Annotated in this window: 13 protein-coding genes and 1 pseudogene; 2 read left to right on the top strand and 12 right to left on the bottom strand. The window is 47.7% G+C overall.

Translation table 11 applies throughout. The annotated features are described in order from the left end of the window. Window positions 1–5 precede the first annotated feature (5 nt). Window positions 6–2,537 carry a filamentous hemagglutinin N-terminal domain-containing protein gene (locus tag H6F88_RS26225; RefSeq protein WP_190645759.1) on the bottom strand — a complete coding sequence of 844 codons (2,532 nt, stop codon included), beginning with the start codon at window positions 2,535–2,537 and terminating at the stop codon, window positions 6–8. 417 nt (window positions 2,538–2,954) lie between these two features. On the opposite strand from H6F88_RS26225, the gene H6F88_RS26220 reads away from it, so the two are divergent. Next, complete coding sequence (locus H6F88_RS26220; RefSeq protein WP_190645758.1) at window positions 2,955–6,542, top strand: NB-ARC domain-containing protein; 3,588 nt, start codon at window positions 2,955–2,957, stop codon at window positions 6,540–6,542. Between the two features lie 564 nt (window positions 6,543–7,106). Next, window positions 7,107–7,295: pseudogene (locus tag H6F88_RS26215) on the top strand (LuxR C-terminal-related transcriptional regulator); the annotation flags it as partial. A 496-nt stretch (window positions 7,296–7,791) separates the two neighbouring features. Here the strand turns inward: H6F88_RS26215 and H6F88_RS26210 are convergent. The 11 genes from H6F88_RS26210 to H6F88_RS26160 all read right to left on the bottom strand — a co-directional run bounded on the left by H6F88_RS26210 (window position 7,792) and on the right by H6F88_RS26160 (window position 15,624). Continuing rightward, on the bottom strand, window positions 7,792–8,508 hold the full coding sequence (locus H6F88_RS26210) for an alpha/beta hydrolase (protein WP_190645756.1): 717 nt from the start codon (window positions 8,506–8,508) through the stop codon (window positions 7,792–7,794). A 123-nt stretch (window positions 8,509–8,631) separates the two neighbouring features. Further along, window positions 8,632–9,279 (bottom strand): cysteine hydrolase, encoded by a 648-nt coding sequence (locus H6F88_RS26205; protein WP_190645755.1) that lies wholly within the window; start codon window positions 9,277–9,279, stop codon window positions 8,632–8,634. 74 nt (window positions 9,280–9,353) lie between these two features. Next, on the bottom strand, window positions 9,354–10,145 hold the full coding sequence (locus H6F88_RS26200; protein WP_190645754.1) for an SDR family oxidoreductase: 792 nt from the start codon (window positions 10,143–10,145) through the stop codon (window positions 9,354–9,356). A 4-nt stretch (window positions 10,146–10,149) separates the two neighbouring features. Then, on the bottom strand, window positions 10,150–10,461 hold the full coding sequence (locus H6F88_RS26195; protein ID WP_190645753.1) for a zinc-binding dehydrogenase: 312 nt from the start codon (window positions 10,459–10,461) through the stop codon (window positions 10,150–10,152). A 35-nt stretch (window positions 10,462–10,496) separates the two neighbouring features. Beyond that, window positions 10,497–11,492 (bottom strand): alpha/beta hydrolase, encoded by a 996-nt coding sequence (locus tag H6F88_RS26190; RefSeq protein ID WP_190645752.1) that lies wholly within the window; start codon window positions 11,490–11,492, stop codon window positions 10,497–10,499. A 158-nt stretch (window positions 11,493–11,650) separates the two neighbouring features. Next, a complete protein-coding gene (locus H6F88_RS26185) occupies window positions 11,651–11,944 on the bottom strand; it encodes a YciI family protein (protein ID WP_190645751.1) in 294 nt (97 codons plus the stop codon). A gap of 100 nt (window positions 11,945–12,044) precedes the next feature. Beyond that, window positions 12,045–12,914: an alpha/beta hydrolase gene (locus H6F88_RS26180; RefSeq protein ID WP_190645750.1), complete on the bottom strand. Its 870-nt coding sequence runs from the start codon at window positions 12,912–12,914 to the stop codon at window positions 12,045–12,047. Between the two features lie 58 nt (window positions 12,915–12,972). Beyond that, window positions 12,973–13,437: a lipocalin-like domain-containing protein gene (locus H6F88_RS26175; RefSeq protein WP_190645749.1), complete on the bottom strand. Its 465-nt coding sequence runs from the start codon at window positions 13,435–13,437 to the stop codon at window positions 12,973–12,975. Next, on the bottom strand, window positions 13,418–14,326 hold the full coding sequence (locus H6F88_RS26170; protein ID WP_190645748.1) for a dioxygenase: 909 nt from the start codon (window positions 14,324–14,326) through the stop codon (window positions 13,418–13,420). The genes H6F88_RS26175 and H6F88_RS26170 overlap by 20 nt, the downstream gene beginning before the upstream one ends. A 47-nt stretch (window positions 14,327–14,373) precedes the next feature. After that, entirely contained in the window at window positions 14,374–14,946 is a 573-nt protein-coding gene (locus tag H6F88_RS26165) for a DUF981 domain-containing protein (protein ID WP_190645747.1), read from the bottom strand. Window positions 14,947–14,973: 27 nt separating this feature from the next. Next, window positions 14,974–15,624, bottom strand: coding sequence for an MOSC domain-containing protein (locus tag H6F88_RS26160; RefSeq protein WP_190645746.1), 651 nt, complete (start codon window positions 15,622–15,624; stop codon window positions 14,974–14,976). Window positions 15,625–16,085: the final 461 nt, after the last annotated feature.

Genomic DNA, 16,085 nt, shown 5'->3' with positions numbered 1-16,085 from the left:
GTTCCTTAGTTCTCCGGGCAGACGGTCAGATAACTCAGTGAATTCTGCCTGACAGGGCTAGGTGGGTTAGCAACCAGAATGATCTCTCCAATAGAACTGACCTGCCATTCAGTGGCTTCGGTAACTGAGGCAGCGGTGAGGGAAGGAGAAGGAGACGCAGAGACGCGGGGATAGGTTGCGACAGATTCTCCGCGTCTCCGCGTTTCCGTGTCCCTGTGTCCTCCCCCTCCAGTCACGACCAGTCGCCGCCGATCGCTCCATCTTGCATCCTCGTCAAGCTGCTGTTCCGGCGTGGGAGGCAAGCCTCCGCGACCGCTGATAATGAAGGAGTTGCCCTCGTCAGCAAAACAGCCGTGGCCAATTAACTGAGATGAGTCCTCTAAACCTGTAGACAAGGACAATAACCCAGCAGTCGGGTCTGCGCCTATGGTCGTAACATCGATCGCCCCACTCAAGGCAGAAGTTGCACCGGTTGCGGTGATGTCGCTTAAAGGCGTATCTTGTGGGCGAGGCTGGATACCAAAGATGCCAGAAGCATTAACCAGGATATTGCCACCACGAGCGTTAACAGAATCGGCGCTAATGTCGCTATTTTCAGGGGGCACGGCAGCGATCGCGCCTACATCAATCTGAATGTTGCCGCCGTTGCCATTGCCACCCGCTGAGGTCGTGATTTGACTGCTATTTTGTAGCAGCAAGACATCTCGCACATTCAGGTTAAGGTTGCCCCCTTCACCGGATGTAGTAGCCCCAGTAATCGTACCGCCACGATCTAGAGAAATGGAGTTGGCGTTCACCCGCAATGTGCCAGCGTTTCCAGTTCCTTCGTTGTTGACAGTGACGATCGCACCATTACTGATGCTTAAACGGGGCGTGTTAATGGTTAGATCGCCCGAACTTCCACTAGGTCTGTCAGGCAGTCCGAAAGCTTGCTGTTGGGATTCAGGCACAATAGAGGCAGCCGAACCCACATAACTGGGAAGACCAGGACCTACGGGGCGACCACTAACTTCCACAGATTCTCTGGCATTGATTGTGAGACTGCCTGCGCGGCCAGTTGCTAGGGTTGAAGACGCAACAGCTCCTCCATTCTGAATTACTAGTCTTCCAGCGTTGACGATGACTTGACCTGCATCTCCGATACCCAGAGTAACAGCAGTTATACTACCTGGAACGGAAAGGCTGCTCTGTCCAATCAGTCTTATGAAGTCAAGAGCATTTACTTTTACATCTCCGCCACGACCACTTCCATACGTTAGTGATGATATGCTTCCTCCATTGAGGAGTGTTAGTTGCCGTGTTGATACAGCAACATCTCCTGCCGCTCCAGAGCTAAAAACACTACTACCGATGCCGCTAACTATAGAAGGATTAATAGATGAAACTCCGATGACTTGTATTGAATCAGAGGCTCGCGTAGTTACATCGCCTGATCTACCAGAACTGAAGGAAATCGCAGCAATCTGTGCCCCATTTCGAAGAGTTAACTGCTGAGTTGAAACTGTAATATCTGCTCCACTTCTAATGCCCACACTTTGGCTATCTAGTCCACCTCGTATTCCACCATCTGGACTGGTTCCGCTCAGTTCTAGAGCTTGCACAGCATTCACGCTGATGCTTCCTCCTACTTGAGTCCCCTGGTTCTCAACAAATAGCAGTGAGCCACCTGTTAGCGAGACTTGCTGCCCTTGCACCTGAATTGAGCCACCCCCACTTGCGTCAGCTAACGCCTGTTGAGATAAATGAATATTGTCAAAATCTTTCACTCCTGAGTAGCTCAAGGCAAAGCTATCATCAAAACTGACTTGTCCAGTACGCACGCTTCCTAACTCAACTCGTCCTTGCTCCGCTGTCAGGACACCACCATTAATGTTTATACCTCCTCCAATTAAGACGAGGGACTGCCCAATTGGCACTCGTAACCCCTCTGGATTAACGCTTCTGACAATACGAGGGGAGGCAAGAGGGGGTGAAACAGATAAATCGTATCCATTCCCCTGCACTTCAATTTGTCCTGGATTTGCTCCCATCTGCAAGCCAACCGGAACGCTAACGGTCAACAGTGGTGCTGTTTGAGGATTTGTGGCACTGTATTGAAATTGATCGGCAAAGTTAATGCTGTCGGCAGTGCTAGCAATAAAGGAACCCCCAATATTGAGTAATGCATTAGGTCCAAACAGAATGCCATTGGGGTTGAGCAAAAACAGGTTTGCCGTGCCATTAGCTCGAATCAAGCCATCAATATCCGAGACTGAGTCACCTGTAACCCGGCTGAAGATGTTCTGCACATCAGCCGCATTGTTAAAGTAAGTAGACCCGCCAGTAGGAATTGAAAACTGGCTGAAGCTGTGGAATAAATTGCCCCCTCGCCTCGCTCCACCATCAATCTGAGCATTGGCATCGCCTGTAATTTGCGATCGCTCCCCCACAGGCAGCGTATTATCTGGGATCACTTGGGCGGCGATCGGTTTAGAACAAACCAATACTCCTAAGGCACTACCCAGCAAAACCCCTACATTTAGACACCACTTGCTCATCCGGTCTTGTCTCCAGCGTTCGATCGTTCAGCACAAAAACTTTTCCCTTTCACACCTCCGCTTGCTGTAGTTGTGCGGCATTCTTCGGTATCGCTAAACACAGACATAAGGTGCGAATGTGGATTCTTTTAGTAGAGATGTTGCACAAAACACCCCTACGCAATTCATGTATTCAATCAGCAATGCTCATTCTTTAACATTAATCAGCAATGCTCATTCTTTAACATTTCTTCAGTTTTTACCAGTTAAGTTAATTAGGTTAATCCCTAACTTGGGGGTGTGCTGCTGAATCGCACTCTAGAACTTGTCAAACACCCTGTATGAGCCTGACATAAATTGCTGCATCTTAATAAAGTTTTTATAACAGTGTTTTAAGTTGAGCATTTATATTCTGCTTAAACTCCATGCGCGTTTTAGATGACTCTGACACCACCGCAAAAGACTAGATCCTACCGGGGAGCCGTCCTGACCATGCAAGGATGGGAAAGGCTTCAAGCTGCCAAAACTGAGGCTGAGTTGAATGAGAATGCTGGGGAGCGCTTCACTCAAGAAGAACTCAGTGAACGCATGGATCTGTCTTTAACCACAATTTCTAAAGTGTTTAGACGCTCAGCCCCCGTTGATGAACAGTCTTTGCAGCGGGCCTTTCGAGCCTTTGGGCTGAAGCTCAACAAGGATGACTATACTCGACCTGGTGCAGCGATCGAGTCTGTTGCTCAAGCAGAGAAGTATCAGCGAGATTGGGGTAACATCATCGACACATCTCTATTGTGCGGACGTGATCAAGAACTCCTGTGTCTCAAGCGGTGGATCTTAGAGGAACATTGCCGCCTTGTCCTGCTACTGGGCATTGGTGGGATGGGCAAAAGTACGCTTGCTGCCAAGCTGGTGGAGCAAATTGAAGCTGAGTTTGAGGTTGTGATCTGGCGATCGCTACAAAATGCCCCGCCCTTTGAGGAGTGGTTAGAGAGCGTGCTGCCCATTCTGCTGCAAGTTCAGGGAAAGGATATCGCTGTACCCGCTAGCCTGGACGGAAAACTGCTGAAGCTGATGGAGGGACTGCGCTCTCGTCGCTGTCTGTTGATCCTGGACAATGCCGAAGCTATCTTGAGTACAACCTGGCAGATGGGACAGTACCGAGCAGGCTGTGAAGGATATGGTCAACTGTTCAAGGAGGTTGGAGAAGTCGTTCACCAGAGTTGCTTTCTGCTCACCAGCCGCGAGAAGCCTAGAGAAATTGTGCCACTTGAAGGAAAGGGACAATCAGGTCGAACGTCTTCTCGTCGCACTTGCGCTTCGCTGTCGCTCAAGGGACTAGATGTAGAAGCTGGACAAGAACTGTTTCGCCACAAAGGAGAATTTACCGGCACGGAGCATGAGTGGGAGCGATTAGTAGCACACTATGGCGGCAACCCTTTAGCGTTGAGACTGGTGGCAGCCACAACTCAAGAATTGTTTAATGGCAGAATCGTTGAAGTATTAAAGTGTGTGCAGCAGGGGTTTGCCGTTTTTGATGACATTCGCGACTTGCTCAAACGCCAGTTCGATCGCCTCTCTGAGATTGAGCAGGAAATGATTTTTGAGTTAGCGATTAATCGAGAACCGGTCTCGCTAGCTGAATTAAGTCAGGATGTTATCCCCACAATCTCCAGAAGCAGACTGCTAGATGCAATACAGTTATTATTGCGGCGATCGCTAATCGAAAAGGAAGGTGAGTACTTCTTTCTTCAGCCTGTTGTGCTGGAGTATGCCACCCATCAGTTGGTTCAGTGCGTTTCTCAAGAAATTACCAATCAAACACCACAGCGGCTCCGAACTCATGCCCTGATTAGAGCACAAGCAAAAGATTATATTCGAGAGATGCAAAAGCGATTGATTATAGAGCCGATCGCCGAGCAATTGCTGATCCAGTTTGGTAGCTCTCAAGCGATCGAGCAACAGTTGAAAGTCATGCTGAAGCACCAGCAGCAATCACCCCAGTCACACTATGTCGCGGGAAACCTGCTCAACTTGCTGGTGCATTTGCAAAGTGATTTATGTGGCTATGACTTTTCAGAGTTAGCAGTGTGGCAGGCTGACTTACGGCAGGTCAACTTGGCAGGGGTCAATTTTTGCAATGCTGACTTGGCAACCTCTGTGTTTACTCAAACCTTAAGTGGGATTGATTCAGTCGCTTTCACTCCAGATGGTAAACAATTGGCAACAGGTGGTGTTGATGGAACAATAAGTTTCTGGCAGGTGGCAGATGGAAAGCAACTGTTGACGCTGCAAGGACATCAGAGTTGGATCTTATCCGTCAGCTTTAGCCCCGATGGCGAGATGCTTGCTAGTGGTGGTGAAGACTTCACCATTCGTTTGTGGAATGTCGCATCCGGTCAATGCCTCAGAGAACTGGAAGGGCACCGGAATTCTGTATTCTCCATCAGCTTTAGCCCTGATGGTCAGATATTAGCTAGTGGTGATGAGGACTCTACCATTCGCCTCTGGGATGTGGCATCCGGGCAGTGTCTTAAAACATTAGAAGGACATACGGGCCGGGTTTGGTCGATCAGTTTTAGCCCTGATGGCCAGATTCTTGCCAGCGGCAGTAATGATGCAACCATTCGCTTATGGAATGTGCAGAACGGTGAGTGTTTCAAGACCTTGCAGGGACAAGCGGGTGGAATTCGCTCAGTCCATTTCAATGCAGATGGTCAAACGGTCGCAGGTGGTGGCGATGATGCAGCCATTCACCTTTGGAATGTGGAGAACGGTCAATGTTTTAAAGTACTGCAGGGTCACACAGGTGTTATCCAATCCATTAGCTTTAGCCCTGATGGTCGAACGATCGCCAGCGGTAGCTTTGATTCTTCGATTCGTCTATGGAATGTGGAAGACGGTCAGTGCCTCAAGATGCTGCATGGTCATACCCAGGCAATTCGATCGGTCAACTTCAGCCCGGATGGTCAGACTCTAGCCAGCGGCAGCTATGACTTCTCGATTCGTTTATGGAACGTGCAGCGGGGTCAGTGCCTCAAAGTCTTACGGGGAAACTCATCTGGAGTCCGCTCCATTCACTTCACTCCGAATGGTCAGTCTTTAATCAGTGGCAGTACAGACCACTCCATTCGTTTGTGGAATGTGCCAAAAGGTGAGTGTTTGAGGGAATTTCAGGGTCATGCAGGTTGGATTCACTCTGTCAGTTTGAGTTCCGATGGTCAGTCTTTAGTCAGCGGCAGCACAGATCAAACTGCGCGGTTGTGGAGTATGCAAAAGGGGCGGTGCTTAGGAGTATTTCACGGTCACACATCCTGGGTTCTCTGCGTCAATTTCAGTCCGGATAGTCAGACGATCGCAAGTAGCAGCCAAGATACTACAGTGCGGTTATGGGATGTGCAAAGTGGTCAGTGCCGCAATGTGTTGCGAGGTCATTCGGCTTGGGTTTGGACAGTTGGCTTCAGCTCTGATGGTCAGTCCTTAGTGAGTGGCGGCAGCGATCGCACGGTGCGTCTGTGGAATGTACAAAATGGTCAGTGCCGCAAGGTATTGCAAACTCCCAGTGGAGTTTGGTCTGCCCGCTTTAGTTCCAATGATCAAACATTAGTCACTGGGCATTTTGATGCGGCTATCAGGCTATGGAATAGCCACAGTGGTGAGTGTCTTAAGACCTTTCAGGGACACACCGGTTGGGTCTGCTCAGTTAACTTCAGCCCTGATGGTCAAACTTTGGCAAGCAGCAGTTGGGACGCTTCGATTCGCTTATGGAATTTGCAAAGCGGTGAATGCCTCAAAGTCTTACAGGGTCACACAGGAGCAGTCTACTCCATCAGCTTTAGCCCCAATGGTCAGGTGATTGCTAGCGGCAGTCATGATGAGACTATTAAGCTATGGGATGTAAAAACAGGACACTGCATCAGAACGCTGAGAGCCGATCGCCTCTATGAAGGGATGAATATTTGGGGTGTTCATGGGTTGACCGCCGCGCAACAAGCCACATTGAGGGCATTAGGAGCAGTCGAATACTGATCCAATCCGTTAATCCTCAGATTGGGTAAGAGAGAAATGTATTCTACTTTAATCGGTTCACTGTTTGCCGTGTCAGGCGATCGCCTAATTCAACGAATGCTGCACTGTGAGGACAATTAGGTGCAAAATTTTAAGCTTTTTTACCTTACTATTAATCTATCTTGGTGAGACAGCTCATTCCAGTATCATTCGTACTATACAAACTTAGGTTTGATGTAGCTCTAACCTTAAGTTTGATGTAACCCCAATGCTACAGGCTGCCTGACGATTGATCATTTTGTTACTTCAAATATAGACTCTGCATGGATGACAAATTTGGGTTTATTCCCTAAATTATGACTATACAAAGGATTGTAGAAAAGGGGAAATCTCATAGTACTTCAGTGTAGTGAGTAATTTTTTCCTTTCTACCACTATCTTCCTCACCCTCTGAAAATCAGCTTGGGTTACTGGGGAAAGCGCTAGGCGATCGCGGGTAGTTGCATTGATTAACATCAAGTTTCGTAAGAGGTTCCCATGCAGAGAGTAGAACATTACTCATCAACCTATTCAACGCCTGCTCACAGACTTTCAGCTCGTGAATTGGAAGTTTTGAAACTCATGGTTGAAGGTCAAAGTAATCTTGAAATTGCAGCCCATCTATATCTGAGCCAGCACACGGTAAAGACTCATGTACGTGGCATCTTCAACAAACTTGGAGTTGGTCATCGTGTACAGGCTGCTGTGATCGCTTTACGTCAGGGGTTAGTTTAGGAGCAGACAATCAGAGGGCAACGAGGGAAGCTTAGTCCTGCTTACTTTGCCATTGACTCGTTTTTGCAACACAACCTGATGCCCAGTGTTTTCTCAGTAACGCAGACAAAACCCTCACAGCTACTTCTAATTGGTGCTCACAACACGAGAGAATATTAGCAGATTGACAGATTGCGTTCATCACATAACAGTCCACATAACTCGGGGATTCTGACCTAACGTTGGCAGAGGGCACTTTGTAAACTTTGTAAGTAGGCTCTCCTCAAGTTGACAATAGCCATTGAAAGTTTTGTTATGTCCAGCTTTCAGCTCCAAGCATTGTTGATGCGATACCGTTTCTACAAAAACAAGTTACAGCTGGAAGGGCACCCCGCGAAGCGGGGTGCCCTTCCAGCTGTAACTCTAATTTTTAGAAGTGGTATGACAATACCATTGCTGGGGTAGGCAGGGGCTGTCGCTGTGCGAATCGGCAAATGTTACTGTGATTTAATAGGGATTACTTCACAGCAACTTCTGCTGTGACAGCGGAGGTTGCTGCTTCAAGAATCAAGTTAGCAACCTCTCTCGGATGAGAGATATAGGCTACATGGCTGGCTTTGATTTCAGTTGTTTTAGCACCAATTCGCTCTGCCATGAATCGCTGAAGATCTGGATTAATAGCCTGGTCTTCCTGGGACACCAGATACCATGAGGGAATTGTTTTCCAAGCTGCGCTATCTAATGATTGTCCAAAGGCTAGACTGGCAGGAGGTTTTTGCGTTACTGCCAACACTTGCGCCTCAACTGGTGACACGTCTTTGGCAAAGACTTCGTGAAACCTCTCACGATCAATGTAGAGAAATCCGGCTGTATCCGCAACAATTGCTGTGGCAAGCGGCGGTGGCGGAAATTTGTCAATTAATTGACCAACACTTTCGCCCGGACCCAATGCCCAACCAGCGATATAAACCAGTGCTTTTACTTGTGGGTTGCCATCCGCTGCCCCTGTAATTACGGCTCCGCCATAGGAATGACCGACCGCTACGACGGGTCCCTCTTGGGCATCAATCACGCGCTTGGTCGTGGCAACGTCGTCTGGCAGAGAGGTAAGAGGATTTTGCACAGCAGTCACGGTATAGCCAGCCTGTTGTAAAAGCGGAATGACGTGTTGCCATGATGTAGCGTCAGCCCAGGCACCATGAACAAGAACGATCGACGGTTTATCTTTAGACATAAGGGTTACTCCTTCTGGGTGAATGCTTTATTCTTATTGAATTACTGAAATCCTTAAAATGGGCTTTGTTGCCCACACAATTAACTTGAAACTGGTGAGATAACTAGCTAGCTGCGTTTGGTGTTATGCCATTACTGCTACAACCTCGTCTGTAGACAGAACTTGATTGGCGATATATCCAAAGTTGATCAGTGCTGCCTTATAGCCATCGCCTAGCTCTGGGTGTCGCGGAGCAGCAGTTGCATCCTTGACGACAAGTACTTCAAATCCTTGCTCAATCAAGTCACGCAGGTGCGCTTCAACACAAATATTTGCCAACATTCCCAGGAGAATGACTTTACTGATGTTGCGCTTACGCAGTTGTAGAACGAGATCGTTGCTCTGTGGTCCATAGGCTTTGTGAGGGCTAACCACAATGGTTTTGCCATCCTCAATGAAGGGCTTATAGCGATCAAGCCAATCAGCACCCGACCCCAAGAAACCGTCAAGGCTCAACGCACCCTTGCGATCGAATTCCCTGGATTCCAGCATCATGCGCTCCACCGTTCCGGCAAATTTCCAGCCATAATCCGTGGGGTAATAATAATGAGGGGAGATAAATACTTCAAATTCATTCTGCTTAGCAGCTTTGAAGATCCGCTCGATGTTTTCGATGGTCTGATTTTCCTTTACACTATCACCCACCAAATCCCAGGAGACACCTTCTCCATCTAAAACATCGTTTTGTGGATCAATGACAACTACTGCGGTGTCGTTTTTGTTGATGTTCATGTTTTTTCTCCTTGCCTGTTAATATTCATAATTTTTTCCTGAATGCAAGAACTGAACCCTCGCCGTTCGATATCTCACACTGTTGGAATGGTTCCACCGTCAATGACAAACTCAGACCCGTTGATGTAAGAAGCGCGATCGGATACCAGGAAAGCAACCAGTTCAGCAACTTCTTCAGGGCGACCCGGACGACCCATTGGAATTCCTCCGAGTAACTTCATCAGCCCAAGTCTTGCAGTCTCAAAATCTGTTCCTGCGTTTGCAGCTAATTTCTCGATCCGTCTTGTGGTAGCCGATGTCTCGATGAAACCGGGAGCCACCGTATTCACTCGCACGCCTTTCGGGGCAACTTCTTTGGAAAGTCCTTTGCTGTAGTTGGTTAACGCTGCCTTTGCCGCAGCTAATGGCAAGGTTGCAAAAAGCGGTAGGGTGCGTTGGATAGAGGAGATATGAATGATGACGCCTGAACCTTGTTCTAGCATTTGGGGCAGAAACGCCCGATCTAATCGAACAGCAGCAAACAAATTGGCGCTGAATGTCTGCTGCCAATCTTCATCACTGAGGGCAAGTGCGCCACCCGTGGGTGCTGAAGAACCACCCACATTGTTGATCAAGATGTCTACACTGCCGAGATGAGCGAACACTTCTTTGGTCACTTTTTCCACACCGTCAGATGTGCTGATGTCAGCCTGAATGAACAAGTCCGGTGATTGCAATTCGTCAGGCTTTGAGCGAGCGGTTGTCATGACTTTTGCACCCGCTTGCCTCAGACGAGTGACGATCGCTTCTCCCATACCTTTGGTTCCGCCTGTCACCAGCACTCTCTTGTGAGATAACTCATTAGGATCAATCTGGATTGCTGTCATGAGTCTAAGCTTCTCGTTGGAGTACAACTTTGCCCAACGCCTGACCGGATTCAGCCCGTTGGTGTGCCTGAGCCACTTCAGAAAAATTGAATACTTTGGTATCCAACAAGGAGTGTACCTGTCCTGCATCCACCAGTTGAGCCACTTGGGTCAGAATCTCTCCCTGCCGCGATCGCCCCACTCCATAGAGTATGGGAATGAGCCGATAAACCAGATGCAGAGTGAGTCCTTGGGTATGAAATAGGGTGAGATCTTGCTTAGAGGTAGAAACAACGAAGATGACGCGGAGAGGGGGGGACGCGGAGACTCCAATCATTGTTCTGGTTCACCGCCTCACCGCCTCACCGCTTCCTATTGCAGATATTTCTTCAGTTCAGCAGCGGCTTGGACAAAAAGAGAACGGACTGATGGAAGCTCTGCTAAACCGTTAAGCAATCCGAAGTCATGAATCATACCGTTGTAGCGCACAGTTGTCACAGGTACTCCAGCTTCATCTAGCTTGCGTCCATACGCTTCGCCTTCATCGTGCAAAATATCGCTTTCGGCAATTTGAATTAATGCTGGAGGCAAACCTTTGAGCTGCTCAACCGTAGCTTGTAAGGGAGAAGCATAGATGTCTTTACGCTTTTCTGGGTCAGCGATGTACATGTCATACATCCACTTCATCAAAGGTGTGGACAGGAACCGTTTGTCACCAAATTGGTGATACGAATCCGTTTCAAAATTAGCGTCCACAATCGGCCACATCAAAATTTGCAGCTTAATGTGCGGACCTCCCTTTTCTTTCGCCATCAACGTCGTTACTGTTGACATGTTGCCGCCGACACTGTTCCCCACGATTGCCAGATTTTTGCCATCAACTCCAATTTCCTCACCGTGCTCAGCAACCCATTTGGTTGCAGCATAGATCTCATTGATCGCTTGTGGATACTGAGCATCTGGCGTGCGAGTGTAGTTGACAAAGACACCCGAAAACCCTGAAAGCACAACAAGATCGCGAACCATGCGCTTGTGTGTTGGATAATCACCCAGCACCCAACCGCCACCGTGAATAAACATGAAAACCGGCAGTATACCTTTGACCCCTTCAGGTCGCACGATATTGAGTGTAATCGAATAACCGTCAGCGGTAATCGTCTTCTCAGACTCTTCAATGCCTGAAAGGTCTACGTTAACAGAAGCCTGTGCATCCACGAGGACTTGACGCGCTTCGAGTGGAGTTAATTTCTCTAACGCCACACCTGCTGAGTTCAGCCCCTTCAAAAATTCCTTCGTTCCTTGGGAAAGACGTGGATCATCTGCAACTTCCAAAATTTTCACCGCTTGTGAATTTACTTGAGCAACCATGACGTTCTCCTTTTGTTGATAAATAGTGAACAATTTGTTGAAGTGGCACAGTCAACTGAATGACTTAACAGTATTTGTTGATGAGCAATGATTGTAGACAACGCTTAAGCGATAGCAACGTGAGAGTTTGCAAATTTCCTTGAACTGCATTTTCATGGCTAGGATTTAGCGAACAACGATCCCAGCCCAAGGTATGGTTTTAACGGAAGAACCTCAAACTTTAAAACTCCTGCCTGTGCCATTGGAAATTGTGCAGCAATCTCTTGCATCGCCTCTAACGTTGGAGCTTCACACATGAGAACAGCACCACTCATGTCCGCAATGTAGTAGACCGAACGCACAATTTCAGCAGAGTATTGTTGCCACACCATTTCTGCCTCAGCTTTGACGTAGGGCAGCACTTGTTCCATTGCCACACCTTCAGCAACTCGCGCTAATACTAAAAATTGCATTCTGCTTTCCTTGGGTTTAGGAATACTTGTGAAGTCAAGAACGACGTATGCAGTCACAAAGACACGAGAAGAGAAATCAAAGTAGCGTTTTTTGCTCTTATCAGGCAGGAACGGGTTGGAGTCGTGATGCAAGGAATTGGGTAATATGGTTTGCGATCGCATCCCCATCTTCTTCCAGGGCAAAATGTCCGGTATCGAGTAAATGGAGCTCAACGTCTTTCAGATCGCGCTGGTAGGGATAAGCACCTTCGGCAGGGAAGATGTAGTCATTCTTGCCCCAGACAATCAGAGTGGGTGGCTGATATTTGCGGAAGTACTCTTGCCATTGGGGATAAAGTGGTGGATTGGTGCCATAGCTATACAGCAGTGTTAATTGAATGTCAGCGTTTCCGGGGCGATCGAGGAAATGTTGATCCATCGTCCAAGTATCCGGGCTAATCACCTCAGGATTGCGAACGCCGTTGGTATATTGCCATTTCGTTGCATCCAGGGTCACAAGGTATTTGAGCTTGTCCGCATTCTCAGGAGAACGATCTTGCCAATATGCCTTAATTGGGTCCCAAAACTCCCGCAGACCTTCCTCGTAAGCATTCCCGTTCTGCACAATCAGGGATTGCACCCGCTCTGGATATTTGGCAGCAATCCGATAACCAATGGGAGCACCATAATCCATCACGTAAAGACTGTATTTTTTAAGGTCGATCGTAGTAATAAACTTCTCCACGATCTCAGCCAGGTGATCAAATGTATAGTCAAATTCATCTACAGTTGACATTGAACTGTTGCCGTAGCCTGGATAGTCGGGTGCAACGAGATGGAATTTATCCGCAAGCGCAGGGATCAGATTGCGGAACATGTGAGAGGACGTTGGAAAGCCGTGCAGCAGCAGAATGGTCGGATTATCACGAGAGCCAGCTTCCCGGTAGAAGATATCTAAACCATCGATCGAAACGGTGCGATATGTAGTCATGAAATTACTCCTTGTTTATAGTGAAGTTGAAGTGCTTGCGTGAATGAGCATTGAAAAATTAAATGCGTTCCCACACCAACTCAAAAACTGTTTCAACACCACCAGTTAGGACTGGCGACGTTCTTAGCGTCACTTGGCTCTCATTCAAAGTAAACATGCGAACTAATGCTGTACCTACGCGATTAGGAATCGATGCAATTTCGAGCTGGTGAGTCACTGTGTTTCCACTCAAGGTATAAGTTCCAGCGTAAGCATTGAAGGTTGTGAATGCTTGAGCCAGCTCCTCAACGGGTAGAGATTGCATCTGAGGACTTAGCGGTGATAGAACCTCTTGACTCAGTGGTGAGCGATCGCTCCTGGCAAACATCACCATCATGTGACCATCTGATGTATACGTGATGTAACCAACGGGGTAAGTACCATATACATCTGGAGTCGCCGTTCCATTAGCATGAATAGCCGTTGCAGAGATTAACTTCCACATACCAATGAGCGGGTTATTCTCACTTGGTGGTGTAGTCATACTGTTTAGCCATTGCTTGATGGTCTTCCGCTGGAGTAATGGGTCTCAACACAAAATCAAACTCACTCGTGTAAAATGGTTTACTCTGATTGTGCGCCTTTTCGTCTGATGCTTCGTGCTTTTGCAATTGAATGATCGCCGATCGCACTGAAAAGGTTGTATCTGAATCCAGGTGAGGATCGCCAGTAATAAAAATTTGGGATGTTAGCGGAGTATACTTCGGAGCGCTGACTTTGAAATGAATGTGAGCCGCCCGCCAGGGATGTCGTCCTAGCAATCGTAGCAACTCACCAGATGGACCACTATCTGGCACCTTATAACCGAGTGGCACCACCGTTTCAAACGTATACTTGCCGCTGGCATCTGTGGTGAAACGTCCCCGAAAGTTTCCCTGTGGCTGAGATGGACCTTGAATGTCATACGCTCCCTTGGAATTGGGTTGCCAAACATCCATCACAGCATTAGCGATCGGCTGACCATCTAAGTCTAAAACCCTGCCTGATAGAAAAAGTGTGTCTCCTTCTGCATCAATACCCAGGCGATCGCCCATCTGCCGTTCTGGTGCATTCGGCACATACAGGGGTCCTTCTAAGTTGCCTTCTGTACCGCGATGGGTATCGTGCAGCAATTCTACTAACTCTGAGATCCCGAGTAGATCCGTTAACAGATGGATTTCTCCAATGGGAATCTCCTGGGTGTGATGACTTGCCTGGTTGAGAAAATCACGTCCTTGCTGCAATTCTGCCTCAGTCAGATTTACCTCACGCACAAACTCATGCAAATGTCGAACTAGGCTTGTGTAAATTTCATACAGTCGTGGGTGAGATTTACCGCGATCGCCATGATCAATGACAGCTTGAGTAATAGTATCAAGAGTAATGTTCTGCATGATTGAACTCCTTTTCATTTTCGCCACAACGGGTGGTCGTTCTACGGTCACTTACCCGGTAGAGGTTGCCATGTTGAGAAGTTGGCAAGATGTACCCAGTAGGCAGTTAACCCAATGTAAGCAAAGACGAAAGCTGCTGCAATCAGCACAATTCCTCCAATCGTTCGCAAGAGCCGGCTTTCTTTGATGTAGAGAGTTGGTGCAGCAAAAACTCCGCCTAAGCCGACTAAAATAAAACCGGTTCCTGCCAGCAGAGAAATTTGTGTTAATCCCAAGTTGATAATGCGAACGCCAATGAGAAGTGATACAAGCCCGGCAAAGAAACCGTAAATACCCAGGGTTAGCAATTCCCAGCCCATTGCAAGAGTGAGGGCAGTTCCGACAAATAGAATGCCAAATAGAACGGTTGTTTCACCAAAGGCAATATTAAAGCTACCAGGAACGGGCCAGGTCAACGTCATGTGAAAACCAGTGAGTAACGCGATTGCCCCGACGATGCCGAAGCCTGGAATCCAACGTCTTTGGTTTGAGCTGCCTAGACCAAAATACAGATAGGCCGCCAACAGAGCGAGCCCAGCCGTCAGGTTAATGAGCATGAGTGAAATGTAATCAATAAACATTAGACCTCCTGCAAAGGTTTGGCTATGTCAGGATTTATCCTGGCGGCGGACTTGCTCTTGGAAGTAGTTGCGCCAACTTTCGGGTAAAGCTTCTAATTGAGCAACACGGTGAAGTAACTCTGGATTATCCTGCTCGCGTACATAAAGTTGAGTGATATCAGCAACTGTGATGTTGTTGTCGTCTCGGTTTACCAACTCTAGAGTGTCTCCGGCTCCAACTTCGCCCTCTTGCAAAACTCGGAAGTAAAATCCAGTGCGCCGACTCGCGAGGAATCGCTTCACCATATCGGGTCGCCCAAACCGAATTCCCAGTTTGTAGCAAGGTAGGCGCGGTTGGGTCACCATTAGGTGAACACTGCCAATCTGAAAGCGATCGCCAATGTTCAGTTCCTCTTCCTTTAGCCCAGTGGTCGTAAAATTTTCACCAAAGATGCCTAACGGTAGCTCTGTGTTAGGTAATTCACTTTGCCAATAGTCGTAATGCTCGAACGGATAGACATAAATTGCCTTGTCTGCTCCACCATGAACGGTGAGATCTGCCTGCCCATCACCGTCCAAATTGAGCGATCGCACCATCACGCGATCGCTGACTGGCTCTTTGAAAATTCCAGTTGTTACGGTTTTTCCTTTCCAGGTTACTTCACGTGGAAGCCCGACATTGACAGAGATGAGTTTCATCTTTGGCTCCGTAGTTTTCGGTTCTGAAGAAGTGGCAGTCTTCTACAGCAGTACATCTTCTGTACTTCAGCTCTGCAATCCTTATATGACCTAATTTAAAGAACTCAATCAAATTTGTAGTCCATTTAAGGTCCACAGTTTAAGCAACATATTGGTCAATGGTTGGTTAATCCAGGGTACTGGTTTAGATCAAACTTAAGTTCAGGTTGGCATCAAACCCTAAGTTCTTTTATCGACCGAATCTGGTTCATGCGCTACACTAACTTACACCAAATCTGGTTGATCAACTGGATTTAATACAAGCGCCAACAGGAACGCGACTTTACCATCTCGTTTGACGCTTAACGAAAAGAATGTTGAGCAGAATGATATCCGGTAAATAGTGTCGCCATTTGAACGCAGAAGGAGTAGACATCGCAAAGGGAGCAGCCGTGTTTGAAATACCTACCTTACCACTAACT

Origin of the sequence: Oculatella sp. FACHB-28, assembly GCF_014696015.1 — a bacterium.
Classification (GTDB): Bacteria; Cyanobacteriota; Cyanobacteriia; order Elainellales; family Elainellaceae; genus JAAUTN01.
The sequence above is the reverse complement of the archived record's forward strand: the minus strand, read 5'-3'. Positions and strand labels throughout refer to the sequence as shown.

Bases quoted from the DNA above. Each gene is read 5' to 3' on its own strand.
- H6F88_RS26160 (WP_190645746.1), bottom strand. From the start codon at position 15,624: ATGAAACTCATCTCTGTCAATGTCGGGCTTCCACGTGAAGTAACCTGG.
- H6F88_RS26175 (WP_190645749.1), bottom strand. From the start codon at position 13,437: ATGACTACACCACCAAGTGAGAATAACCCGCTCATTGGTATGTGGAAG.
- H6F88_RS26165 (WP_190645747.1), bottom strand. From the start codon at position 14,946: ATGTTTATTGATTACATTTCACTCATGCTCATTAACCTGACGGCTGGG.
- H6F88_RS26200 (WP_190645754.1), bottom strand. From the start codon at position 10,145: ATGACAGCAATCCAGATTGATCCTAATGAGTTATCTCACAAGAGAGTG.
- H6F88_RS26210 (WP_190645756.1), bottom strand. From the start codon at position 8,508: ATGTCTAAAGATAAACCGTCGATCGTTCTTGTTCATGGTGCCTGGGCT.
- H6F88_RS26190 (WP_190645752.1), bottom strand. From the start codon at position 11,492: ATGGTTGCTCAAGTAAATTCACAAGCGGTGAAAATTTTGGAAGTTGCA.
- H6F88_RS26180 (WP_190645750.1), bottom strand. From the start codon at position 12,914: ATGACTACATATCGCACCGTTTCGATCGATGGTTTAGATATCTTCTAC.
- H6F88_RS26225 (WP_190645759.1), bottom strand. From the start codon at position 2,537: ATGAGCAAGTGGTGTCTAAATGTAGGGGTTTTGCTGGGTAGTGCCTTA.
- H6F88_RS26205 (WP_190645755.1), bottom strand. From the start codon at position 9,279: ATGAACATCAACAAAAACGACACCGCAGTAGTTGTCATTGATCCACAA.
- H6F88_RS26185 (WP_190645751.1), bottom strand. From the start codon at position 11,944: ATGCAATTTTTAGTATTAGCGCGAGTTGCTGAAGGTGTGGCAATGGAA.
- H6F88_RS26220 (WP_190645758.1), top strand. From the start codon at position 2,955: ATGACTCTGACACCACCGCAAAAGACTAGATCCTACCGGGGAGCCGTC.
- H6F88_RS26170 (WP_190645748.1), bottom strand. From the start codon at position 14,326: ATGCAGAACATTACTCTTGATACTATTACTCAAGCTGTCATTGATCAT.
- H6F88_RS26195 (WP_190645753.1), bottom strand. From the start codon at position 10,461: ATGATTGGAGTCTCCGCGTCCCCCCCTCTCCGCGTCATCTTCGTTGTT.